The organism is Paenibacillus sp. FSL R7-0210 (assembly GCF_038009085.1).
Taxonomy (GTDB): domain Bacteria; phylum Bacillota; class Bacilli; order Paenibacillales; family Paenibacillaceae; genus Paenibacillus_AQ; species Paenibacillus_AQ silagei.
On sequence record NZ_JBBPAR010000001.1, the window covers coordinates 4,451,571 to 4,474,566 of the forward strand.

Here is a 22,996-nt window from a genome sequence, read left to right on the forward strand (position 1 = left end):
GAGGTCAACCTCCTATCTTGGAAGCTCGATCGTTTTGTTGTCGCGTGATTCCTTGTACAGAACGATAGTCTTGCCGATAACCTGAACAAGCTCCGAACCGGACTGCTCGGCAAGCGCGGTACCAATTTCCTTGGGATCATCAGCGTTGTTATTCAGTACACTGATCTTCATCAGCTCGCGTTTCTCAATAGCTTCTTCAATGTGACGGATCAGATGATCGTTTACGCCGCCTTTGCCAACCTGAAATACAGCATCCAGATGATGAGCCAAAGAGCGCAGATAACGTTTTTGTTTGCCTGTTAACATAAATGTGAAAACTCCTTAATTAACATATATTATTACCCTGTTTAGTGAAAATCATTTGCCCGGCACCTGGCCAAGGCAATCCGCAATAGTCTGCCGCATAATCGCTGCGGGAGCCACAAGCCCCGTCCAATACTCCAGGGCGTAGGCTCCCTGGTAGACGAACATGCCCAGCCCGCCGTGAACGGTGCAGCCGCGCTTCAGACTCTCTGTAAGCAGCCGGGTATGCAGCGGATTATAGATCAGATCGCTGACGATCATCCCTTCATGCAGCCCGGCCGGATCGATCGGCATGTCCTCCATATGCGGATACATGCCTACGGATGTTGTATTAATTACAATATCCATGCTGCCAAGCACGCCGGGAACGGCATCCATCCCTGCTCCGGTTAAGCTGCCCCGGCTGCTGAAGCTATTTGCCAGCTGACGGGCCCGTTCCTCATTTCGGTTCACAATCAGGACCATTGCCGGCTGCTCCTTCAGCAGCGCCGAGACAATCCCTCTGGCCGCACCGCCGGCTCCAATCACGAGGATGCGGGTGCCGGTAAGATCCGGCGCAGCCTCTGTCTTCAGTGAGCGGACATATCCGATGCCATCCGTATTGAAGCCGGTCAGTATACCATTGTCGTTGACGATGGTATTGACTGCGCCGACATCCACCGCACTTGAATCCAGCCGGTCCAGATACTCCATCACGGCAACCTTGTGGGGGATCGTTACATTCACGCCCCGGAAGCCAAGCGTCCGTATCGCCTGCACCGCATCGCCCAGCTTGTCCGGCGTAATGTGCAGCGGCACATAAGCGCCGGAGAGACCGAGCGCCTGGAGCGCCGCCCCGTGCATCAGCGGGGATTTGGACTGGGCAATCGGGTCACCCATCACGCCCAGCAGGAGCTCCCCGTGACTCTGCGTGTTCCTGTTTGTCTCAGTCATGTCGCCTTCCTCCTGTACAATTAGATCAGCGAAGGACGGGTAAGCACCTTGACGCCGCGCGGCACATGGACAGCTACTACTGCTCCGGCTGTACCGTTCAACTTGATCCAGCCCAGACCGGAGATGAACAGGTCGGTCTCACTATTCCTGGCGATACGGAATTCATGGCGCTGCCACTGCGGCAGCTTGTCTATGTCGGCAGTCCCCGGCGGAGACAGCAGCTCACCCCGGTGGTCTTGATACAGGGAATCTGCACGCTCCAGCTTCGTGCGGTGAATCTTGAGGGTGCCGCTGATGAAGCAGGTGAAGGACTGGCGTTCCCCCTGGATGAAGTCGAAGCGTCCCAGTCCGCCGAAGAACAGCGACTGGCCTTCATTCAGCTGATAGACCGCAGGCTTGAGCGGATTCTCGGGCATCACTGCGCCCAGATCCTTGCGCTCAACCAGCTCGCTGTAGCGCCACGGGTAGACGATTCCCGGCGTATCAATGATGGAATGGCCGTCATCCAGCGGGATTTTGACCATATCAAGGGTCGTGCCCGGATAACGGGAGGTCGTCAGCTCCTCTTCCAGGTCACTGTAATCGGAGATCAGCCGGTTAATCAAGGTGGACTTGCCTACATTGGTAGCCCCGACAACGTATACATCACGCTGCCCGCGCAGCTCGGTAACGGCCTCCAGCAGACGGTCGAAGCCCTGATTGCGCTTCGCGCTGACCAGGACAATCTCCGCCGTGCGCAATCCCTCTTCCTTACAGCGCTGCTGCATCCAGTTGCGCAATCGGTTCCAGTTGGTCACCTTCGGCAGCAGATCGATCTTGTTCACCGCCAGAATGACCTGATTATTGCCGACAAACCGCTGCAGCCCGGAAATCAGACTGCCTTCGAAATCGAACAGATCCACAATATGGATCACCAGTGCATTCTTCTCGCCTACTCCGCTTAACAGCTTCAGGAATTCATCCTGATTCACCGATACGGAAGAGGCTTCATTGTAATTCTTGATCCGGAAGCAGCGCTGGCAAATTACCGGCTCCCGTTCGAAGGCGACCTCCGGGATATAGCCGGGGAGCTCCTTGTCCACGCTCTGTAGCTTAATGCCGCAGCCGCTGCATTTCTCAGGCCGCGCTGTTCCATCATTCATTGCATTCATTAAGATTTATCCTCCTCTTGCCACAATCCTTGCTTCCGCAGACGGGTCAAGGCAATCTGCTCCACTCTGCGGTTAATTCTTGTTCCTATTCCCTCATCCTTGACGGAGATCGGCAGCACGAGTACCGTGAACAGACCCAGCCGGTTGCCGCCGTATACATCGGTCAGCATCTGGTCGCCGACTACAATCGTCTGCTCCGGTCCCAGCTCCATCAGCTTCATGGCCCGCAGGAACGGGGAATTGCTGGGCTTCTTGGCCTGATGTACAAATTCAATATTCAGCGGGGTGGCAAAACGCGACACCCGGTCCATATTGTTGTTGGATACGATCACAAGCTTGAAGCCCAGCTCCTTCACCTTGGCGAACCAGAGCAGCAGCTCAGGAGTAGCCAGCGGCGCCTTGGCGCCGACCAGCGTATTATCCAGATCCGTAATAATTCCCCGGTAGCCTTGGCGGTACAGCTCCTCCAGAGCGATATCAAACACCGTGTTTACCCGGAGCTTGGGGACTAATCTTTCAAACAATACATTCACCTCATTTTCATACAGGAAACTTGTAACCCGGCTCTATAGGACTGCAAAAACCCCAGGGTCCGGCAGCATTTCATCACCAGTGGGCATTACTTGCCGGACTTCATGCTTTTTCGCAGCCGCAAAGCTTCAGTATACACGCTGTGCCAGTCTTTGTCTTCAATAACCTCAGGGCTGTAATTCGCCCGCTCGAACATCTTCAGCAGCGCAGCAAGACTGCCTGCAGCTTGCGGGCGTTCCACGCTCCACCGTGCCACGGATTCGCGCAGGGTTTCATGCTCTTTCTTCAGCATACCCTTCCTGCGCATATACCTTACCCAGCGCTCCGTTTCTGCGATAACTTTTTGCGCCGGACTCGGCTGACCGCCGAGACGCATACGGGTAATCAGGAAGCGCAGGCTCAGCCGGCGCTGCCAGATCAGGAATAGGGTCCAGAGCAGGAGTACAGCAGCTGCTCCAGCCACGGCCCAGGTGCCGGGATGGAATCCGGAGGACTTGTCCGTCTGGCCCGCTGCCGCCGGTTCAAGCTCCTCGGGCTCCTCAACCTCTACTTCAGGCTGATCCGGATTATCCTGCTCACTCTGCGTCAGCACCGGAACATCGAAGCCCGGCGTTGCCTCTACAGGAACCCAACCGTAATCGCCGAAATAGATCTCAGCCCAGGAGTGGGCGTCCGCATTGGTAATCGTGTAGTTGTTATTCACATAACCGGCAGCGCCCTGCTGAAGCATTACGCTATCCGGAATCTCGGCCTGCTCCCCGGGAGCATATCCCTTCACCCAGCGGGCCGGTATATCCAGTGACCTCGCCATGGTGACAAGCGCCGTGGAATAGTAATCGCAGTATCCCTCCTTAATCTCAAACAGGAAGCTCTCGACCATGTCCTTGCTTCTGGCCCGTGAGGTATCCGGCTGATTCGTATAAGGGAAGGAAGCTTGCAGATATTGCTGCAGCAGAATCGTCTTCTCGTAAGGCGTCTGCGCTCTCGCCGTAATCTCCTTGGCCAGCGCGCTCACCCGCTCAGGATAGTTATCCGGGAGCTGAAGATACTGCGGGTCGATATTCTTGTTGCTGTAGAGCTGCTCGAAGGTCTGCATGCTCAGTTCCTTAAGGGGAACCACCGGCACCTCCGAGGTTACCACATAGGTCTGCGGGTAAGCCCTTGTTTTGCCTCCGGGATTCCACAGCAGTTCACTGTCTTCACTACGCCAGGACAAGCCGCTGCTCTGTTCCTGCCCGTCCACCGAGTCTACCCCCGAGATCGAATAGCCGCCGAACAAAACCGGATAGCTGTTCCCTCCGAGCAGCTTGACAGTCTGCTTGAGCGTACGGGTCTCCGTCTTGGAGGCGGCAGCACGTTCCAGCGGCTCGCCCACCTGCACCTCGTTATGCGTTCCCCGGCCGGAGGTATCATCGTCTGTCCAGCCTTTGCCCGAATACACGCTGCGGATCTCGCCGCGCATATAGGTGCGCAGATCGGAGGTCACTTGCATGACCGGCGAATAATCGAAGTTGAAGCCCCCGCCCAGATTGTCATCATTCAGGCTGTAGCCCGAGGTCGTCCCGTTCGCCGCTGACCCGCCGCTTGCAGCGTCCCCGCTCCCGGAGGAGGGTCTGGACGAGACGGAGTTCCCGTTCCACTTTTGCCAGGCGGTATAAGGGTCGGTCAAGGTGGGACGCACGCCCGGCATATTCACCCCGGCAAGGATAACCAGTGAGAAAATAATCGCTATATTCAAGGCAACCTTCATCGGATACCTCAGCATATAGGTCCAGCCGCGCGGATAATGCAGCTGGAAATTCCTCAGATGCCGGGTGACCAGCCAGCCCATACCGGCAAAGACCGTCCAGGCTACCTCCTGCCACATGACCGCTGTCGTGAATGAATCCAGCGCGGCGAAGGCCGTGATATTCGCCGCGATGAACATCAGAATCCGCGCCTTGCCGTTCACCCACCAAGCGGACATAAGCAGCAGCGCCCAAGCCCCCAGCGCAAACCAGATGTAAGGAATCATCGATACCGCTATCCCGGGCAGCCGGTCAAGAAATGCCGGCAGCAGAGGATCGGGAATGTAAATCCCGTAGCTGATAATCACGTTGTATACAATAAATACCACTGCCGCGCCTTCCAGCAGCATGCGGTACACTCTTTTGAACGGAAAAATGATTTCAATAGCTGTAACAGCCAGCAGGGTTAGCGCCACAGAAACGGTGGTCTCCTGCAGCCAGAAGGGCACCGTATAGGACACCCACTGCATAGCGATAATGCTCAGCCATAGCAGCGTCAGCCCGTGATGCCATGAGGAACGTATCGCCTGGAACCAGTGCTTCATCGGACAGAATCACCTCCAAGTACCGCAGGAAGCTCCTGAAGTGTACTGATGCTATGTCCGGTAACGCCATGCGAGTGCAGAATATTCTGCCACTCTCCGGCCCGGTATTTCCCGGAAGGATGCAGAACATGAATATGGGAAGGGGTCATCCCCCGGTTCTCCGCCCAGCGCAGCGTATCCAGTACCGCTCTGCCGCTCTGCGGACTGATCAGTACGAAATACGATCCCTTGGGGAACAACCGCTGGACACTCTCCAGCCTGTCAATCAGCGGCCCCTTGCCTTCCGCGTTGATGTCTATTAAATATTGAATCATCTTTTGCCGCTCGGCATTGCCTTCCGCCGGACTGAACACCTTATTATGCTTATCCAGACAGCACAGGCCGATGCCTATCCGCTCCCGGATGCCGAAGCCGAGGAGAGAAGCCGTGACCGAGACTGCCAGCTCGAATTGTGCGGAGTTGTAATAGCCGCTGGAGGTTCCGTCCAGCACCAGAATGGTTCTAGGAACGGATTCATGCTCGAATTCCTTCGACTTCCACTCGCCGGTCTTCGCCGTTGCATTCCAGTGAATGCGCGTCAGCCGGTCCCCGTAGACATAATCACGGACACCGTTGATCTGCGTGGTCTCGCGCCTGGACTGAAGCAGCGATACCTGCGGCCCCGACAGCCGCGCCTTGCGCTCATACAGCTGCCAGCGCGGCACTACGACGGCCCGGGGCATCACCCGGAATTGGCCTTCTGCCTTGAAGGTCCCCTTATGCTCCATCAGACCGAAGATATCCTCGCTGAGAATATCCGTATTCTCAAAAGAATAACGGCCCCGCTCCAGCAGCGGCGTCTGGAACAGCAGCTCGCCCCGTCCGCCCATGTTCGGAATCAGGCTCTCCTCGAACACCCAGGACTCTCCGTTATGGCGCTTCAAAATTTCTCTTACAACCACGTAGGGCAAAGGCAGAAATCCCGGAATGGTCACTTCCAGCTTCACCTTTAAAAAACCCCCGGCATAGAGCAGATCCGGCTTATCCTGTTCGGAATAGAAGCTGCGTGCGCCTCTGGCCCGCCGGACCCCTTCAAGACCGCCAATGAACAGATACAGAAAAAGAACAGAGACCATGATGAACAGCATGAACGAGGTTTTGCCGCCCTGAAACAGCACGTAGAAGAGTGTAATGACCCAAATCGCCAGAACGCCCGTGAACTTCCTCAGCTGAACCGCAGCGGCAGCCCGCGTAAGTAAGGCCCTCATCTTATTGCCTCATGGTTACAGGCACGTTAATGCTCTGAAGCAGCTTCTGCAGCAGGGAGTCCATGCTGACGTTGTCCAGGCGTGATTCCGGCCGCAGCAGGATCCGGTGTCCCAGTGTATACGGGGTCAGGGTCTTCACATCATCAGGCAGCACATAATCCCGTCCCTGGAGAAAAGCGTAGGCCTTGCAGGCCATCATGAATGATAAGGATGCCCGGGGGCTTGCGCCGAGCAGCACCAGCGGATGCACCCGCGTCTGGCGGACCACATCCAGCAGGTAGTTCAGCACCGGCTCGCTGATGAACACATCGCGGATCTCCTCCTGAATGGCAGCAATCGTCTCCATGCTGGTTACGGGAGCCAGCCTGTCCACCGGTTGGCCCTGCTGATGGGTTAGCAGCAGGTTTTTCTCGGTATCGGCATCGGGGTAGCCCAGGCTGATCCGCAGCATGAAGCGGTCCAGCTGAGCTTCGGGAAGGGTATAGGTTCCCTCGAAATCTATCGGATTCTGGGTCGCACAGAGCATGAACGGATGTGGAAGGGGATAGGTCTCTCCATCGACCGTAACATTGCGTTCTTCCATTACCTCAAGCAGTGCGGACTGGGTCTTGGTGGTCGCCCGGTTGATCTCATCGGCCAGCAGGATATTGGTCATCACCGGACCCGGACGGAAGTGGAACATCTCATCACGCGGATGATAGACGGATACGCCGGTAATATCACTCGGAAGAATATCCGGGTTACACTGGATGCGCCGGTATTCGCCGGACATCGACCGGGAGAGCGCGCGGATAAGCTGGGTTTTGCCAGTCCCCGGAACATCCTCAATCAGGACATGTCCGCCTGCTAACAGTGCAGTCAGCAGCAGTTCTATTTCAAAGCTTTTACCAAGAATACAGGATTCCAGATTAGTGCGGACAGCGTTCATAATTTGCGTGGATTCTTGACGTACGGGCATGTATATTAAACCCTCCTATATCAGAATAAGCAGTAATATATACATTTTACATGATAGGAGTACCGAAAGTACATGTTAGGCCAAGTGAATTTATAGAGTCGCATGCTATATTCGTCCAAAAGAAACCCGCATCAGGCGGCGTAACCCACCTCCATATAAAAAGGGACCGCCTTAGGCGATCCCGGAATCAACTTATCTATATACACTCCATCTATCGTCAGTTACCCCTTTGGCCGGACCACCAGCGCAGCCAGGAAAGAGAAGACAATCGCCGAGGAAATCCCGGCGCTGGTCACATCGAAGATCCCGGTGACGACACCGACCCAGCCATCGCGCTCCAGCTCAGTCAGCGCGCCGTGCACCAGGGAATTCCCGAAGCTGGTAATGGGCACGCTCGCCCCTGCTCCCGCGAATTTTACCAGCGGATCGTAGATTCCAAAAGCGTCGGCAACCGCGCCCAACACAACCAGCGTGCTCATGGTATGGGCCGGAGTCAGCGCAAACACATCGAACATCAGCTGGCCGATTACACATATTGCTCCCCCGACCAGAAAAGCCCATAAATAAATCATGCTCCCTCACCTCCACTCTCTAGGGCTACCGCATGGGCTACACACGGAATACTCTCCCCTTGCTGATAAGACAACGGTGACAGAAGCGCTCCGGTCGCTACGATCAGTACCCGCTTCAATTCCCCTTTCTTCAGCCGGCCCATAATATGACCATAGGTTACTGTGGCTGAGCAGCCGCAGCCGCTTCCCCCGGCAATAACATACTTTTGCTTGTCCAGGTCATAGATCATCAGGCCACAGTCATTAAAGACCGTCTCCTCCATGGGGATGCCTTCCTTGGCCAGCAGATCCTTGGCAATCGGCAAGCCGACAGAAGCCAAATCGCCCGTAACAATCAGATCATAGTGACCAGGCGACAGCCCCGTATCGCGGAAATGTGCCGTGATGGTATCGGCGGCTGCCGGGGCCATGGCCGTTCCCATATTGAACGGATCTTTCAGCCCCAGGTCCATGATGCGCCCAAGAGTTGCGTACACCACATGCGGGCCTTGAACCGTCCCATCGTTCACTCCTACCACTGCGCAGCCGGAGCCTGTAACGGTGTACTGGGCGGTGGGAGGCTTCTGCGAGCCATACTCTGTCGGGTAGCGGAACTGCTTCTCAACCGTACAGTTGTGACTGGATGTTCCGGCCAGCGCATACTTTCCACCGCCGGAATCTATAATCATTGAGGCGATCGCCAGGCTCTCCATCGAGGTAGAGCAGGCGCCGAACACTCCCAAGTAAGGCACGCCGAGCTTCCGCGCGGCGAAGGAGCTGCTGATGATCTGATTCATCAGATCCCCGCCGACGAAGAACTCCAGCTTCTCCTGCTCCAGATTCGCATTCATCAGGGCGAGCTTGGCGGCTTTTTCGAACAGGGCGCGTTCTGCCTTCTCCCATGTCTTCTCGCCCATCTCCAGCGAATCATAGACGAAGTCGAAGCTTGAGGCCAGCGGCCCTTCTCCCTCTTCAGGCCCCACCACAGCGGATGTCCCAAGGATCACCGGACGGTTCGTAAATTCCCAGGTCTGACTACCGAGCTGCTTCATCGTTTAATGCGCACCTCCCCAGCCCATAACGGCATACACTACACCCACGATAAAAGCGGCAACGACACCGAACACAATAACCGACCCGGCCAGCTTGAACATGTTCCCGCCCACGCCCAGCACCAGCCCTTCAGCCCTGTGCTCCAGTGCGGCAGAGCACATGCTGTTGGCGAATCCTGTGACAGGCACCGCTGTACCTGCACCGCACCACTGGGCGAGCTTGTCATATACCCCGAAGCTGGTCAGTATGACGGAGAGTAGAATCAGAATGGCCACGGTCGGACTTGCCGCCTCTCTTGAGGTCATATCGAATATCGCCATGAATGCTTCCTGGATGCCTTGTCCCAGCACACAGATGAGTCCCCCGGAGAGGAAGGCGCGTATACAATTTTTGAATACAGGACGAGAAGGCACGTAAGGCTTGGCCAATTCCTGATAAGCCTTCGGGGTCAGACCGTCAAGGTTCAGCTTGACGCCTGACTTTTTTGTTTTTGCCGGCAATGCAGACACCCCCTGAACTGTTGGATACGAAAGGGAACGGGCAGCGGGTAAGCTGTAGTCCCGTTCCTTCGTGCTATGCGGAATTAAGTTTTCCTTATTGTTCACTTCAGGCGGCCCCGTTATGTCCCTCCTGCTCAGGAAAAATAAAACAGCACAACAATCAGCAGCAGAAACAGCACCAGAATCAGCACTGCCTCATTCTCCCGCCCGTACCGGCGGCGGTACCGCCTGGGCAAGCCCTGCCTGCGGACCGGCACTTTCCGGAAACCGCTCCGGCTGCCTGCCTGGGCTACGCTACCCGAGAGCCACATTCTCCTCGCTTCCTTTCTCCGGCCCCTGCCTGCAGAGCCCTTACCGTATAGTATTCGCACAATGAGCCTCTGTGTTCATTTGCCCTTCCAGCATGGACAAGCGGCGCAACAATGTTCATACTAGATGACATAAAGGAGCGATATATGTATGAATACAGACACACTTGAATTATTTAAGACATTGACTGAATTCCCCTCAGCCTCCGGCTTCGAGCGCGAACTGCGCGCTTATGTCAAAGAGGCAATGACGCCTTATACGGACGAATTTGTACAGGACCGACTGGGCAGCCTGTTCGGCGTGATGCGCGGTGAAGCTAACGGTCCAAAGATTATGGTGGCCGGCCATTTCGATGAGGTAGGCTTCATGGTTACTGGCATTACAGACAACGGGATGATCCGCTTCACACCGCTGGGCGGATGGCTGGCTTCGGCAGTGGCCTCACAGCGCCTGCAGATTATTACGCCGAAGGGTACGCTGAACGGCGTGGTCGGCAGTACACCTATCCATCTGCTGAGCGCGGATGAACGCGGCAAGGCCGGGGAGATCAGCAAGATGTACATCGATATCGGCGCAGACAGCCGGGAAGAGGCGCAGAGCTTCGGTGTAGCTCCGGGACAGCAGGTCGTGCCGGTCTGCCCGTTCACACCACTCGCCAATCCGAAGAAGATTATGGCCAAGGCCTGGGACAACCGCTACGGTGTCGGCCTGGCTATTGAATTAATGAAGGAACTGCACGGACAAGCCTTGCCGAATACGCTTTACTGCGGGGCTACCGTTCAGGAAGAGGTGGGACTGCGCGGTGCCCGGACGGCTGCCAATCTGCTGCAGCCGGATATTTTCTTCGGGCTGGACGCCAGCGCCGCTGCCGATATGACCGGCGACCGCCAGGCCTTCGGCCATCTGGGCCAAGGCGCGCTGCTGCGTATTTTTGACCCGACGATGATTACCCACCGGGGACTGATTGAATATGTGCAGGATACAGCTGACACCCATAAGATCAAATACCAGTATTTCGTCTCCCAGGGGGGAACGGATGCGGGCCAGGTGCATCTCAGCGGAATCGGTATTCCTTCAGCGGTGATCGGGATCTGCTCCCGTTACATCCACACGGCAACCTCGATCATCCACAGTGATGATTATGCGGCAGCCAAAGAGCTGCTGATTAAGCTGGTACAAGGACTGGACCGCACGACACTGCAGACGATTCTGGAGAACAGCTAGAGAATCTCCCGATAAATTGGGGCTTTAGCTCCGAAGCCTATTCAGGTACTTTGCGGGGACCCCAAAATATATAAAGTCTTTTCTTTCAAGCGAAAAACGGTATTGCCACTCTTTTAAGAGTCACAGACTAACGCAAACAGCCGCAGGGATAAGCTTATAGGCTTTCCCTGCGGCTGTATTTTTATGTTGTTAGCTCATATGTTCTTAGCTCAGCTTCGCGTATTGCTCCATCGCCGACTGATGAATAGGGTGATCCGCAGCAAGACCCGTGTACTTCGTCAGCGCTGCTTCTGCTCCAAGCTCCGCGATTGCGGCTTGCAGCTCCACCGCTTCCGGGTCATCCCCCTCCTTGAACAGCAGCGCACCGGCCATGGAACGTGTCAACGCGGTGTAGCTCAGCCCTCTGTCATACGCCTGCGTTGCAGGGGATACCAGACGGTCATTTGGCGACAGCTTGCGCAGCGGCGAACGGCCTACACGGGACACCTCATCGGTCAGCGCCGGATTGCGGAAGCGCTCCAGGATTTTATCGATATACTTACTGTGCTCCGCTTCATCGAAGCCATGCTTCTGGACCAGCACTGCGCCGGTCTCCTCAAGTACCTCACGAACCTTCGCCGTTAACGCCTCATCCGCCATAGCCTGCTGTATGGTCTCGTAGCCCTGCAGATAGCCCAGGTACGCCGCAGAGCAGTGCCCCGTGTTCACAGTGAAGAGCTTGCGTTCAATATACGGCTCCAGATTCTCTACATAATGCACACCTTCAACCGGCGTATAGCCCGGGATCATCTGCGAGGCGTCCACCACCCATTCATAGAACGGCTCAACGACCACCTTCAGAATATCCTCATGCTGCTGGAGCGGAACGATCCGGTCCACTGCCGCGTTAGGAAAAGCAACCGAAGATTCAGCCTTCGCACGGGCAGCTTCATCGAGCTTCGCGTACACCAGCTCCTTGAGCTGTGCACTGCCGCCAATCGCATTCTCGCAGGCGATCACATGCAGCGGCGCGGAGGAGACAGCTACTCTTCTGCTGATGCCATCAGCCAGTACACCCGCGATATGCTTCAGAATCGACACGCCGACCGCCGTAGTAACCAGATCCGCTTCAGCAATAGTCGCCGCCACTTCATCCGCATGCGTGACACTGCTAAGAGCCGTTACATTCTTCACGATGACCGTTTCCTGACCGTCGCTGGCCAGCGTGACCGGATACTCGCCGCGTTCCTTGAGCTGGGTAACAAAGGCCTCATTCACATCCACAAAAGTAACTTCATAGCCCGCCTGCGACAGCAGTAGCCCGATGAAGCCCCTGCCGATATTGCCCGCGCCGAAATGGACCGCCTTCATTACTCCAGTCCCCCTTCGAAGATTGCAATAACATCAGCAGCCGTAGGGGCGTTCATGACGCGGTCAATGGCATCATCCTCGGTGAAAATCATCGCCACGTTCGTCAGAACCTCCATATGCCCGTCACCTGCGGCTGCAATGCCGATGACTACAAACGCCGGCTCATCGCCGCCGAAATCCACCCCGTCCGGAAAGCGGATGATAGACAACCCAGTTGACTTAATAAAAGGCCGCGCTTCTTTGGTACCATGCGGAATAGCCAATCCGCCGCCCATATAAGTGGACACCACTTCCTCGCGCTCCAGCATCTTGGGAACATATTCCTCCGTTACATGCCCTGCATCGACCAGCAGCTTGCCCGCCATCTTGATGGCTTCGTATTTATCGTTTGCCGCACCGTGCATAATCACTTTATTTTCTGACAGTATACTCATATGGTTTTTCCCACTTTCAACTTTTATTTTGGAAAAAATGAAGCAGCTCCGAGGACAAATACCCCCGGATCTCAGACTCTGAACGTTCTTCTAGCAATTGAACCAGCTCGGAATTCAGCAGCAGTGCGCTGATCTCGCTGAGCACCTCCAGGCTCTCCTTGGAGAGTCTGCGCGGAGCCAGCATGAGCAAAATGACTCTGACCTCTGTATCCCCCTCCAGAATTACGGGCTGATCAAGCCGGTACAGGGTCAGCGATGACAGGTGAATATGGCTGCTTCTGGTATGGAACAACGCCAATGCGGTATCGGGGATCACTTGGCTGGTCATCCGCTCCCGTTCGAGCAGACGCTCCAGCACAATACCGGCATCCCCGACCACGCCGTTTCCATTCAGTGTCTCCAGCATCTCCACTATCGTCGCTGACAGATCCATCCCCTTATTATCAATCGGATGGAAGCGGAACCGCTCCAGCAAGCTGACGATCTCATCCAGAATACCCTTGTAGCTCCTGAGCCGTTCAAGCGAGGCTTCCTCCCGCGCCGCATGTTCCGGTTCACCGGACATCCCCTTCCCTCGTTCCCGCAGCGTAGTATTCTGGATGTAATTCAGCAGCTTCTCAATCTCCTCCGCTGTGAGCAGGGGGCTGATCTTGATGTAACGCTCCTTATCAATCGGCAGATCAATGGTAGATATAATCAGATCGTAACTTTCATCCGGCAGGCGTGCCGCTTCATACCAGGAGATGTTGCCGAGAATCTCAATCTGCGGCATTTCCTTGGTCAGCCGGGTGGCTAGCAGCCGGGAGGAGCTAAGGCCGCTGGCACAGACCAGAATGGCTCTTACGTTGCGCCTTAGCTGGTTCAGCCGCTCTGCGGAAGCTCCGAAATGCATGACCAGAAATCCGATCTCTTCATCCGGAATCTCCAGTTCCAGCTGCATATCCTCCACGGCTGCGCGGATGATGTTGAACAGATATTCGTAATCCCTGCGGATCGGGCCGAGCAGCGGGTTGCGGATGCGTGTGCCTTCCCGGATCCGCTTCAGCGCCGGATCAATATGCTCCAGCAGCCCCTCGCGCAGAGTACGGTCACTCTGGAAGGGCAGCCCTGTCCGCTTGACCACACTCTCCGTCAGCTTATAGACAATCTCCATTAATTCAATATCGCCATAGGCGTAGCCCGACGAGGAGAAGGAATCCTGGACCCGGTCGAACAGCCCGGCGATATACATAATCTCTACCCGCGGGATTTTCAGCTTAAGCACCTCAGCGAGCTGCCCCACAAATCGCTCGGCTCCGGCAATGTTCCGGTGATCGGACACCCTGGAATAGCCCGCTTCCGCCCCGCTGTCGATGCTTCGGCTAAGCTCAATCCGCCGGGTAGTGACAGCAAGGGCCAGGAGCATCTCCATATAGACAATTTCGGGCAGCTCCGCCGTCCATTTCCATTCCATATCCCACAGTGTATTCTCTACTTCCATAAGGTTGGATTGTCCAACTGTAGTTAATAGAACACGAAAAGCCGGATTGCTCTCAGCCACAGAACCATGGCCGACCAGATCAGACAAATCCAGATGCTCTGCGGCTAACCGGCCAATCGCCCGGCGCTTGTCGATCTCGCTGCCGGTGATTTCTACGCCGTAGCCTCGTCTACGAACCAGCTCCAGGCCGAACTTACGAACCCATTGCTCCAGTTCATCCAGATCGTAGCTAACAGAAGCAACTGTAACCTTGAGGGAATGCGCAAGTGTGAACAGCTTCACCGGCTCCTCTGCCTCCAGCAGCACGCAGAGCTCGAATACCTTTCGGTCTTCGCCGGAATAATCCGCCGGCTTCTCTTCCCGCAGGAATAGGCGCAGCTCCGCAAGACCGGCCTCCGGGCCGCTCAACTGGATACCTTTGCCTGATTTTTTGATCAGATCAAGACCAAAGTCCTCAAGCGCGGACTCTATATCCTCCATCTCCCGGTGTACGGTTCTTACGCTTACCCCGGTAGCCTCGGCAATTTTTACAGCGGTAATCTCTCCGCTTGCTTCAAGCAGAAGCCACAGGATCTGGCGCTGTCTGGCGGTAATTTTCGTCATTTCCGCTAACCCTCCGCCTTGCATCAAATACAAACGGATATGCCGTCCTATAAGGGACGGCATCCGTTTCAGCGAGAACTATATACTTAGATTTTACACTTGTGCCGCTTACTTCAAACGTTCTACGAGCTCATCATATTTCGGACTCTTCAGGAAGTTATCGATCGAGATATGCTCTGCCTTCGGATTGCTGGCAATCGCCCGGTCGGTAAGCGTCTTCTGGGTAACTACGATATCCGCGTCAGCAGGAATTTCACTAACAGCAGAGTTCGTCACCGTAATGTTGACCCCTGCGTTCTGCAGTTTCTTTCTCAGCACCGAGGCCCCCATGGCACTGGAACCCATCCCTGCATCACAAGCGAAGACGATTTTGTTCACATTGGCTTTGCTGCGGACATTGGAAGCTACAGCTGTAGTTGCGGCGGTCTGTGCTGCTGTACCGGCCGACTTCATGTCTCTCATTCTGGCTTCTGCCGCTTCCAGATCCATCTCCTCTTCATCATTACTCTTGGAAGATCTCAGAAGCACAGCTGCAATCAGGAACGATACGATGGTAGCCACGACAACCCCGGCAATCATCGGAAGATATCCGCCCTTAGGCGTCATTGCGAAATAGGCAAAGATACTGCCTGGTGAAGGAGAAGCTACCAGACCGGCGCCCAGCATCTGGAAGGTGAATGTACCGGACATTCCGCCACCGATGACCGCCAGAATCAGACGAGGGTTCATCAGGATGTAAGGGAAGTAGATCTCATGAATCCCGCCCAGGAAGTGAATGATAATAGCGCCCGGTGCAGAGGATTTGGCAGAACCTTTGCCCGCCAGCCAGTATGCAAGCAGGATACCCAGACCAGGACCCGGATTCGATTCAAGCATGAACAGGATGGATTTGCCGATTCTCTGGGACTCTTCAAGCGCAATCGGTCCCAGTACCCCGTGGTTAATCGCATTGTTCAGGAACAATACCTTGGCCGGCTCAATGATGATGTTGATGAGCGGCAGCAGATTGTGGTTAACCAGGAACTCCACGCCATTCGAGAGGATATTGGTCAATCCTTGAACCAGCGGTCCAACGCCCTTTAAGGCTCCAAGCGTCAAAGCGCCGCCGATGATACCCAGCGAGAAGTTGTTGACCAGCATTTCGAACCCGGCTCTGATTTTGCCGTCCACAGCTCTGTCGAACTGCTTCAGCACCCAGGCAGCCAGCGGACCGACAATCATCGCACCCAGGAACATTGGAATCGTCGAGCCGACGATAACCCCCATGGTCACCAGCGCGCCGATGACAGCACCGCGTTTGCCGTGAACCATCTGTCCGCCGGTGTACCCGATCAAGAGAGGAAGCAGGTAGTTAATGATTGGGCCTACTAGAGCTGCAAGGCTCTCATTGGGATACCAGCCCGTTGGAATGAATAATGCTGTAATCAATCCCCATGCGATAAAAGCGCCGATATTCGGCATAACCATACCGCTGAGCATACGTCCGAATTGTTGAACCTTCACCCTTGCACCGCCGGATGAAGCTTGTTTCGTTGCCGTTGTGGCCATTTAAGATGCCCCCTTATTGTAATGATCGGGAACCTTCCGCACCGCATACTGAAAGGTGTTTTCCCTTTGAACACATCGTAAATCAAAGCGCTTTCTTTGTCACCAAATTGAAAACACGGTTTCGGCATGAACATTGTTGACAACATTTAAGAGTTCCTGCCAAGGGGCTTAAGTCCGGTATCCGCCCTGCTCCCATCGGCCTACAAGCTTCCTCATAGGATGCACAATTTCACGTATAATATCATTTAAGGCTTAGGTAGTGTAAAGAACAGAATCAACCTGCGGATGGATAATGTAAGAACTTAGGGCTGTAGCTCATACGGCTATGTTTCCCAGACAACAAAAAAGCCGCCCCCTCAGCGGAGACAGCTATGCCATGCAACAGCGGTTAAGCTATGATTAAATCATGTCCAGCGGAACCTTCCACGACGGCTGGGGAAAAGCATCGTCGAGCTGCCACAGCTCGTCGTCTGTGAGCACAAGCCTAGCGGCAGCCGCATTCTCATTCACATGCTCATGGGTGGCAGCCTTGGGAATAGCGATGACCTCCCCGTCCCGGATGGTCCAGGCCAGCAGAACCTGCAGCGGAGTGACCTCATGATTCCGGGCAATCTGCTGCACAGCTTCATTCTCAGTCAGCCCTTTTCTCAGCGTGCCTGCCTGGGCCAGCGGAGAATAGGCCATGACAGGAATCTTATGTCCTCTCAGCCAGGGCAGCAGATCATGCTCGATCCCTCTTGAGCCCAGATGGTAGAGCACTTGATTGACTGCGCAGTGATTGCCGCCGGGAATACTCAGCAGCTCCTGCATATCTGCCGTATCCAGATTGGATACGCCCCAGCGGGCGATTTTGCCGGAAGCAACCAGTGCCTCCATCCCCTCCACGGTCTCTTCCAGAGGAATGTTGCCGCGCCAATGCAGCAGGTACAGGTCCAGATGGTCTGTGCCGAGCCGCTTCAGGCTGGCTTCGCAGCTGTTAATAAGCTTAGTCCCGCCCGCATTATGCGGATAGACCTTGGAGACCAGAAATACGCTGTCGCGGATTCCCCGCAGCGCTTCACCAACCAGCTCCTCGGAGCGGCCGTCCCCGTACATCTCAGCCGTATCAATCAGATTCATACCCAGTTCCACGCCATGGCGAAGCGCAGCAATCTCTTCTGCCCGCTTCGCCGGCTGGTCACCAATCCGCCACGTCCCTTGCCCCAGTCTGGGCAGCACGACTCCGTCCTTCAGACGGATACTTTCAGATACAGGTCTGCTCATATGTGATAAGTCTCCTTATAAGAATAATGTTCTTACTTACTATACTTACCATATCCAGGGCAACGAAACATCCGTTAAGTGTCCAACTCAGTAACGTTTCAGCGGAATTCTCAGCCGATCAGCTTCAGGCCTGCTACGGCTCCCAGAATCACTACAATACAGGCAATCCGCTTCACATCCCTCGCTTCACCGTAGAACAACATGCCCATAATCGCTGCCCCTGACGCTCCAATCCCTGTCCAGATCGCATATGCAATCCCCATCGGCAGACTCTCCATCGCCAGAGACAGCAGCAGGAAGCTTGCCCCGAAGCCTAGAACCAGCAGGCAGACAGACTGCCAGTTGCGGTCCTTGTGCAGCTTGCCAATCATGGCGACCCCGAACATTTCACATATACCAGCGGCAATCAGCATCACCCATGCCATATCAGTTCAGCTCCTTTGTCTGTTCAGATTCAGCCTGAGCCGGGGTAACCAGCTTCAGTCCGACGACCCCGGCCAGCAGCAGGCCAATCAACAACAGCTTCAACGGCCGCAGCGGTTCACCGAATAGAACTCCTCCCGCCAGAACGGTACCCGCGGTTCCAAGTCCGACAAATACAGCATAGACCGTCCCGACCGGCAGCCTGCCGCTGGCCCAGATGAGGGCGTAGAAGCTGATCACGATAGCCGCTACAGTAACCGCCCATTCCCATGGAGCGGAGGCGTGCTTCAGCCCGATGACCCATACCACTTCAAAGCAAGCAGCGCCTGCAATCATGATCCAGCTCTTAGTGCTCTTTTTCATTTCTCCTGCCTCCTGTTTCATAAAATAAGCCCGGAAGGTTATCGTCATTACCTGACGATACCTCCCGGGCTTTTGTCCCTCCGTGTATACACGGATTAGCTTCATCCGTGTGTTCTCCCTCGGACCAGGCCAGCGGTGTGTACCTGCTGCGGAACCCTAGAGAACTATTAACTGCTTATGAACTTACAACGTATGTTAGCAAATTACGTTGCCAAAAGCAACTCTGTATCTCTTACTCCTGTCCGGCCAGCCTGTTCAGCTCCTGCAGATCCGCTTCCAGATCCGCCTCGGTATACTTGCCCTGACCGAAGCCGATCATGGCGCGCAGCGGCATGTATTTCATCATGGCCAGCAGCATCTCCGGATTGTCGCCAAGCACATCCTCCAGCCCGAACACGCTGCTGAAGCTCTTCGCCTTCTCCTCCGTCAGCGGATTGGCAAGCAGGTCACCGACGGTGGTGTTGCGGTGGAACCGGGTGGTCAGCTTCACGGTGGATTCCACCTCAAGCTCCGTGCTCAGTCGGATATCGCGTGAGGAAGATCCAACAGAGATCTTGAACCTCCCGCTCTCCACATGCCAGTCGCCTAACTGCACATTATAATAAGCGAAGGAACGCTTATCCAAGGTGATGGTTAAGCTGCGTTCTTCCCCAGGCTGCAGCTCAATCTTGCCGAAGCCCTTCAGCTCCTGCAGCGGACGGATCACACGGCTCTCCACATCACTGACATAGAGCTGCACGACTTCTTTGCCCGCTCTGCTGCCGGTATTCTTGACAGTGACCGATACCTGAACGGTATCTGTGTCCTGAATGCGGGTCTGATCCAGCAGCAGGCGGCTGTACTCGAATTCCGTGTAGCTGAGGCCGTAGCCGAAGGGGAACAGCGGCTCGATTTCTTTTTTGTCATAATAACGGTAGCCTACGAACAAGCCTTCCTTGTACTCCACCGTATCGCCTTCACCGGGGAAGTTCAGGAATGACGGATTGTCGCTCAGCTTCATAGGGAAGGTCTCCGCCAGCTTACCACTCGGGCTCACTTCGCCGAACAACAGATCCGCAACCGCACCGCCAAAAGCCTGACCGCCCAGGTAGCCTTCAAGCACCGCCTTCGCCCTATGCAGCCAAGGCATCTCGACCGGCGCGCCGTTGCTCAGCACTACAATAATTTCGCTCTGAACCTCGGCCACCGCTTCAATCAGCGCCTTATGGCTCGCAGGAAGCAGCAGATGGCTACGGTCATAGCCCTCCGATTCGTAGCGGTCAGGCAGACCAAGGAACAGCACAGCTGCATCCGCCTTAGCTGCTGTATCACAGGCTTCGCGCAGCAGATCATCATTGATGTCATCGCTCTCCAGCTCATAGCCCTGTGCGTACAGGAAGCTGGCCGCATCCCCGGCAACGGCCTGCAATTCAACGAAGGCATCATCCATCCGGGATGGATTCACATGCGAGCTGCCCCCGCCCTGATAGCGCGGCTGCTTGGCGAATTCACCGATCACGGCGATCCGGCCGCTCTTCACGAGGGGCAGAATCCCGCCTTCATTCTTCAGCAGTACCATACTCTCCCGGGCCACTTCGCGTGCAAGCTGATGATGCTTATCTGCATCGAAGACAGCGTGCGGGTTGCGGTTTTCGACACTTTTGAAGGTAAAGGCCAGCATCCGCTCTACAGCGAGATCCAGCGTCTCCATAGCCAAATCACCGCTCTTCACAGCCGCTACAATCTTGGCGTCTCCGATTCCAGCACTTGACGGCATTTCCAGCTCAAGCCCTGCTGCCAGTGCCTTTACCCGCTCATTAACAGCTCCCCAGTCGGACACGACGAAGCCTTCGAAGCCCCATTCCTCACGCAGCACCTTGGTCAGCAGCTCATAGCTCTCGGAAGCATACTCTCCGTTCACCTGATTATACGAGCACATCACACTCCACGGCTGGCTCTGCTTCACGGTGCCTTCGAAGCTGGCTAGATAAATCTCGCGGAGCGTCCGCTCATCAATAACTGCATCCACTGACATGCGGCGGTGTTCCTGGTTATTGGCAGCATAATGCTTCAGCGACGTCCCCACTCCCTGGCTCTGCACACCCTTCACATGATTTGCAGCCATCTCTGAGGCCAGGAACGGGTCCTCCGAGAAATATTCAAAGTTCCGCCCATTCAGCGGAGAACGCTTGATATTATTGCCTGGTCCGAGCAGAACGGCGACATTCTCCACCTGGCATTCCGTTCCCAGCGCCTCGCCCACCCGGAAGATCAGATCACGGTCCCACGAGGAGGCCAGTCCGGCTGCTGACGGAAAACAGGTTGCCGGTACACTGTTATTCAATCCAAGATGGTCTGCGTCACCCTGCTGCTTGCGGAGACCGTGGGGACCGTCTGTTACCATCACTGAGGGGATACCCAGACGTTCAATGCCTTTGGTGTTCCAGAAATCCAGCCCGGAGCAGAGTCCGGCCTTCTCTTCTAGTGTCATTTGCGAAATGAGCTTTTGAAGCTCTGTTACGTCCTTTGCCATTATATAGCCTCCTATGAATACGGTTTCTTGACTTCATTCTATACGACTGTCCCGGCCAATTATGGTACTCTAATTCGATTTTTGGTATTCTAAGTAGACAAAAGAGGGGGTGGCCTATGGCGAAGGAAATCGGGAATGACGAAGGTATACAATACATCTGCAAACTGATCTACGAAGCTTACCGGGTCCCGGTCTTGTGGCTGGATGAAGCGGCTGCGCCCCGTCTAGCCCTGGGACCGGCTGCACTAAACCGCCCCTCCGTTCAGGGAACAGGCGGCCTGCCGGTTGAGGTGATGGAGCTAGTGCGTGCGGACCCCAGCGCGGAGGCGGCCGCACCCGCGTTACCGCGTCTGTACGCAACTGGCTTCCTGGAGAACTTCATTATTCTCCAGCTTCCCGGCGCTGACGGTGCCATCGTCACCGGCCCGGCGCTGAACGCACCTGTTACCGGTGATAATGCAGCCAGCCTGCTGCGCGACCACAACATCCCGCCCGGGCAGCAGGCAAGCTGGCTAGAGTATTACGGCAACCTGCCTATAATTAGCCGGAAGCGCTGGTATCATGCGGCGCTGCTGCTCTACACGCTTGTCACCGGGCAGGCATTGTCCGTAACGGAGCTGCTGCTGGCGGCGGGTCCGCTGGCGGAACCGCTGCATCCGGCGGACGACAGCCCGGATCTGGACTTGTCCTACCGCCGCGAGCATACATGGCTGCACCATGACCCGATGCAGGAACGCGAAATGTTCCGCTATATTACCAATGGGGACAAGGCGGGGCTGCTGCGGACCCATGCTTCTTTTGCCGAGGAGAGCTTCGGAAGGTTGTCCCGCAAAAGCCAGCTGCGCAGCAAAAAAAATCTGGCTGTCTCCTCCATCACGCTGGCCACCCGCGCGGCGATTGAAGGCGGACTGTTCTGGGAGGCTGCCTATACCCTGAGTGACTTCCATATCCAGTATATTGAGGAGCTCCGTGATATTCCGGCGGTGGATCGTGCTATGCTAGCCGCACTCTGTGACTTTGCCGATCAGGTGGAGGGCAGCCGCAGCGCAAGACATTCCCGCATCTCCGACCGGTGCCGGAATTATATTTACAATCATCTGTATGAGGAGCTTCCACTCGGCAGGCTGGCTGAATACGCCGGAATGAGTGCCAGTTACCTGTCCCAGCTGTTCAAAAAAGAAACTGGAACCGCCATCAGCGACTACATCCAGCAGCAGCGGGTCGAAGAAGCCAAGCGTCTGATCCAGCTGCCCGGGATCACGCTGTCGGATATCGCTACCCGTCTGCATTTTAACGACCAGAGCTATTTTACCAAGGTATTCAAGAAGTATACCGGCCTCACCCCGGGACAATTCAAGCAGCATTTCAAGTAGTTTCCAGAATTATGGTATGATTCAGCTATGAGGGCAATCCTACATTTAGTTAAAGGAGAGGTTCTGCATGATGGGAAGCTTAATATTCGCAGGAGCAGTTATCTTCGTTGCGGTGAAGTTGATTAATCGCAGTAATCGTAATGCGCGGTACAAAAATTACGGCAATAGAACCCGCTCTCACTCTGGAGATCATTATTTTATCACAGGTACCGGAGCCGATGCGGGCAGCTACAACGAAAACAGCCCACACAAAATCCATCCGGGCACGGACGGGCACAGCGGCCCCAGCCATCATCATGGTCATCACCACGGGAATCATACCCATGATCATCATCACGGCAGCCACGGAGGCTGGGATAGCGGAGGTCACAGCAGCCATGGAGGAGGCGATTTCGGAGGCGGTGGCGATTCTGGTGGCGGTGATTCTGGTGGCGGTGGCGGAGACTGACGGATAGAATTATGGAGCCTCTCAGACTGCCGGGAAGCGGCAGCTTGGGAGGCTCTTGTGCTGATTATGATTACGGTGAACGCTTGCTGCGTCTGAATGGGCTACTC

General features: G+C 55.4%; 22 protein-coding genes and 1 riboswitch. Of the genes, 3 read left to right on the forward strand and 19 right to left on the reverse strand.

Annotated features, from left to right (window positions below):
• Positions 1 to 12: 12 nt before the first annotated feature.
• From yhbY to MKY64_RS19070, 11 genes are all read right to left on the reverse strand, one after another.
• Positions 13 to 306, reverse strand: coding sequence for a ribosome assembly RNA-binding protein YhbY (gene yhbY, locus MKY64_RS19020; RefSeq protein ID WP_340955043.1), 294 nt, complete (start codon positions 304 to 306; stop codon positions 13 to 15).
• 51 nt (positions 307 to 357) lie between these two features.
• The gene (aroE, locus tag MKY64_RS19025; protein ID WP_340955045.1) at positions 358 to 1,236 is read right to left on the reverse strand and encodes a shikimate dehydrogenase; all 879 of its coding nucleotides are present in this window, start codon (positions 1,234 to 1,236) and stop codon (positions 358 to 360) included.
• A 20-nt stretch (positions 1,237 to 1,256) separates the two neighbouring features.
• A complete protein-coding gene (yqeH, locus tag MKY64_RS19030; protein ID WP_340958128.1) occupies positions 1,257 to 2,378 on the reverse strand; it encodes a ribosome biogenesis GTPase YqeH in 1,122 nt (373 codons plus the stop codon).
• 8 nt (positions 2,379 to 2,386) lie between these two features.
• Positions 2,387 to 2,911 (reverse strand): YqeG family HAD IIIA-type phosphatase, encoded by a 525-nt coding sequence (locus MKY64_RS19035; protein ID WP_036697929.1) that lies wholly within the window; start codon positions 2,909 to 2,911, stop codon positions 2,387 to 2,389.
• A 95-nt stretch (positions 2,912 to 3,006) separates the two neighbouring features.
• A complete protein-coding gene (locus tag MKY64_RS19040; protein ID WP_340955047.1) occupies positions 3,007 to 5,250 on the reverse strand; it encodes a DUF4129 domain-containing transglutaminase family protein in 2,244 nt (747 codons plus the stop codon).
• Positions 5,247 to 6,497, reverse strand: coding sequence for a DUF58 domain-containing protein (locus MKY64_RS19045; protein WP_340955049.1), 1,251 nt, complete (start codon positions 6,495 to 6,497; stop codon positions 5,247 to 5,249). Before MKY64_RS19045 ends, MKY64_RS19040 begins: the two co-directional genes overlap by 4 nt.
• Position 6,498: 1 nt before the next feature.
• Positions 6,499 to 7,455: an AAA family ATPase gene (locus tag MKY64_RS19050; RefSeq protein ID WP_076079719.1), complete on the reverse strand. Its 957-nt coding sequence runs from the start codon at positions 7,453 to 7,455 to the stop codon at positions 6,499 to 6,501.
• 221 nt (positions 7,456 to 7,676) lie between these two features.
• Positions 7,677 to 8,027 carry a stage V sporulation protein AE gene (spoVAE, locus tag MKY64_RS19055; protein WP_340955050.1) on the reverse strand — a complete coding sequence of 117 codons (351 nt, stop codon included), beginning with the start codon at positions 8,025 to 8,027 and terminating at the stop codon, positions 7,677 to 7,679.
• On the reverse strand, positions 8,024 to 9,058 hold the full coding sequence (spoVAD, locus tag MKY64_RS19060) for a stage V sporulation protein AD (protein WP_340955052.1): 1,035 nt from the start codon (positions 9,056 to 9,058) through the stop codon (positions 8,024 to 8,026). The genes spoVAE and spoVAD overlap by 4 nt, the downstream gene beginning before the upstream one ends.
• 3 nt (positions 9,059 to 9,061) lie before the next feature.
• Positions 9,062 to 9,559 carry a stage V sporulation protein AC gene (spoVAC, locus tag MKY64_RS19065; RefSeq protein WP_076079722.1) on the reverse strand — a complete coding sequence of 166 codons (498 nt, stop codon included), beginning with the start codon at positions 9,557 to 9,559 and terminating at the stop codon, positions 9,062 to 9,064.
• 134 nt (positions 9,560 to 9,693) lie between these two features.
• Positions 9,694 to 9,870 carry a hypothetical protein gene (locus MKY64_RS19070; protein WP_209878112.1) on the reverse strand — a complete coding sequence of 59 codons (177 nt, stop codon included), beginning with the start codon at positions 9,868 to 9,870 and terminating at the stop codon, positions 9,694 to 9,696.
• Positions 9,871 to 10,018: 148 nt separating this feature from the next.
• Here MKY64_RS19070 and MKY64_RS19075 point away from each other — a divergent pair, with 148 nt between their 5' ends.
• Entirely contained in the window at positions 10,019 to 11,092 is a 1,074-nt protein-coding gene (locus MKY64_RS19075; protein ID WP_209878110.1) for a M42 family metallopeptidase, read from the forward strand.
• Positions 11,093 to 11,296: 204 nt separating this feature from the next.
• On the opposite strand, the gene MKY64_RS19080 is transcribed toward MKY64_RS19075, so the two are convergent.
• The 8 genes from MKY64_RS19080 to MKY64_RS19115 form a co-directional block, all read right to left on the reverse strand.
• A complete protein-coding gene (locus MKY64_RS19080) occupies positions 11,297 to 12,442 on the reverse strand; it encodes a mannitol-1-phosphate 5-dehydrogenase (RefSeq protein ID WP_036725725.1) in 1,146 nt (381 codons plus the stop codon).
• Complete coding sequence (locus MKY64_RS19085; RefSeq protein WP_076079725.1) at positions 12,442 to 12,876, reverse strand: PTS sugar transporter subunit IIA; 435 nt, start codon at positions 12,874 to 12,876, stop codon at positions 12,442 to 12,444. Before MKY64_RS19085 ends, MKY64_RS19080 begins: the two co-directional genes overlap by 1 nt.
• Before the next feature lie 16 nt (positions 12,877 to 12,892).
• The gene (locus MKY64_RS19090) at positions 12,893 to 14,959 is read right to left on the reverse strand and encodes a BglG family transcription antiterminator (RefSeq protein WP_340955056.1); all 2,067 of its coding nucleotides are present in this window, start codon (positions 14,957 to 14,959) and stop codon (positions 12,893 to 12,895) included.
• Between the two features lie 108 nt (positions 14,960 to 15,067).
• Positions 15,068 to 16,507, reverse strand: coding sequence for a PTS mannitol transporter subunit IICB (locus MKY64_RS19095; RefSeq protein ID WP_340955058.1), 1,440 nt, complete (start codon positions 16,505 to 16,507; stop codon positions 15,068 to 15,070).
• Between the two features lie 399 nt (positions 16,508 to 16,906).
• Positions 16,907 to 17,770 carry an aldo/keto reductase gene (locus MKY64_RS19100; protein ID WP_340955060.1) on the reverse strand — a complete coding sequence of 288 codons (864 nt, stop codon included), beginning with the start codon at positions 17,768 to 17,770 and terminating at the stop codon, positions 16,907 to 16,909.
• Positions 17,771 to 17,880: 110 nt separating this feature from the next.
• Positions 17,881 to 18,195 carry a DMT family transporter gene (locus MKY64_RS19105; protein ID WP_339254722.1) on the reverse strand — a complete coding sequence of 105 codons (315 nt, stop codon included), beginning with the start codon at positions 18,193 to 18,195 and terminating at the stop codon, positions 17,881 to 17,883.
• A 1-nt stretch (position 18,196) separates the two neighbouring features.
• The gene (locus MKY64_RS19110; RefSeq protein ID WP_076079730.1) at positions 18,197 to 18,556 is read right to left on the reverse strand and encodes a DMT family transporter; all 360 of its coding nucleotides are present in this window, start codon (positions 18,554 to 18,556) and stop codon (positions 18,197 to 18,199) included.
• 59 nt (positions 18,557 to 18,615) lie between these two features.
• Positions 18,616 to 18,727: riboswitch (guanidine-I (ykkC/yxkD leader) on the reverse strand.
• A gap of 61 nt (positions 18,728 to 18,788) precedes the next feature.
• The gene (locus tag MKY64_RS19115; protein WP_340955062.1) at positions 18,789 to 21,068 is read right to left on the reverse strand and encodes a glycoside hydrolase family 3 C-terminal domain-containing protein; all 2,280 of its coding nucleotides are present in this window, start codon (positions 21,066 to 21,068) and stop codon (positions 18,789 to 18,791) included.
• Positions 21,069 to 21,184: 116 nt separating this feature from the next.
• On the opposite strand from MKY64_RS19115, the gene MKY64_RS19120 reads away from it, so the two are divergent.
• Both MKY64_RS19120 and MKY64_RS19125 read left to right on the forward strand, forming a co-directional pair.
• Positions 21,185 to 22,441: a helix-turn-helix domain-containing protein gene (locus MKY64_RS19120; RefSeq protein WP_340955064.1), complete on the forward strand. Its 1,257-nt coding sequence runs from the start codon at positions 21,185 to 21,187 to the stop codon at positions 22,439 to 22,441.
• 140 nt (positions 22,442 to 22,581) lie between these two features.
• Positions 22,582 to 22,896, forward strand: coding sequence for a hypothetical protein (locus MKY64_RS19125; protein WP_340955065.1), 315 nt, complete (start codon positions 22,582 to 22,584; stop codon positions 22,894 to 22,896).
• Positions 22,897 to 22,996 lie beyond the last annotated feature (100 nt).

Bases quoted from the DNA above. Each gene is read 5' to 3' on its own strand.
- MKY64_RS19105 (WP_339254722.1), bottom strand. From the start codon at position 18,195: ATGGCATGGGTGATGCTGATTGCCGCTGGTATATGTGAAATGTTCGGG.
- MKY64_RS19110 (WP_076079730.1), bottom strand. From the start codon at position 18,556: ATGAAAAAGAGCACTAAGAGCTGGATCATGATTGCAGGCGCTGCTTGC.
- MKY64_RS19090 (WP_340955056.1), bottom strand. From the start codon at position 14,959: ATGACGAAAATTACCGCCAGACAGCGCCAGATCCTGTGGCTTCTGCTT.
- MKY64_RS19070 (WP_209878112.1), bottom strand. From the start codon at position 9,870: ATGTGGCTCTCGGGTAGCGTAGCCCAGGCAGGCAGCCGGAGCGGTTTC.
- MKY64_RS19115 (WP_340955062.1), bottom strand. From the start codon at position 21,068: ATGGCAAAGGACGTAACAGAGCTTCAAAAGCTCATTTCGCAAATGACA.
- MKY64_RS19125 (WP_340955065.1), top strand. From the start codon at position 22,582: ATGCGCGGTACAAAAATTACGGCAATAGAACCCGCTCTCACTCTGGAG.
- MKY64_RS19050 (WP_076079719.1), bottom strand. From the start codon at position 7,455: ATGCCCGTACGTCAAGAATCCACGCAAATTATGAACGCTGTCCGCACT.
- MKY64_RS19100 (WP_340955060.1), bottom strand. From the start codon at position 17,770: ATGAGCAGACCTGTATCTGAAAGTATCCGTCTGAAGGACGGAGTCGTG.
- spoVAE (WP_340955050.1), bottom strand. From the start codon at position 8,027: ATGATTTATTTATGGGCTTTTCTGGTCGGGGGAGCAATATGTGTAATC.
- MKY64_RS19085 (WP_076079725.1), bottom strand. From the start codon at position 12,876: ATGAGTATACTGTCAGAAAATAAAGTGATTATGCACGGTGCGGCAAAC.
- MKY64_RS19080 (WP_036725725.1), bottom strand. From the start codon at position 12,442: ATGAAGGCGGTCCATTTCGGCGCGGGCAATATCGGCAGGGGCTTCATC.
- spoVAD (WP_340955052.1), bottom strand. From the start codon at position 9,058: ATGAAGCAGCTCGGTAGTCAGACCTGGGAATTTACGAACCGTCCGGTG.
- MKY64_RS19120 (WP_340955064.1), top strand. From the start codon at position 21,185: ATGGCGAAGGAAATCGGGAATGACGAAGGTATACAATACATCTGCAAA.
- MKY64_RS19045 (WP_340955049.1), bottom strand. From the start codon at position 6,497: ATGAGGGCCTTACTTACGCGGGCTGCCGCTGCGGTTCAGCTGAGGAAG.
- yhbY (WP_340955043.1), bottom strand. From the start codon at position 306: ATGTTAACAGGCAAACAAAAACGTTATCTGCGCTCTTTGGCTCATCAT.
- MKY64_RS19040 (WP_340955047.1), bottom strand. From the start codon at position 5,250: ATGAAGCACTGGTTCCAGGCGATACGTTCCTCATGGCATCACGGGCTG.
- aroE (WP_340955045.1), bottom strand. From the start codon at position 1,236: ATGACTGAGACAAACAGGAACACGCAGAGTCACGGGGAGCTCCTGCTG.
- yqeH (WP_340958128.1), bottom strand. From the start codon at position 2,378: ATGAATGATGGAACAGCGCGGCCTGAGAAATGCAGCGGCTGCGGCATT.
- MKY64_RS19095 (WP_340955058.1), bottom strand. From the start codon at position 16,507: ATGGCCACAACGGCAACGAAACAAGCTTCATCCGGCGGTGCAAGGGTG.
- MKY64_RS19075 (WP_209878110.1), top strand. From the start codon at position 10,019: ATGAATACAGACACACTTGAATTATTTAAGACATTGACTGAATTCCCC.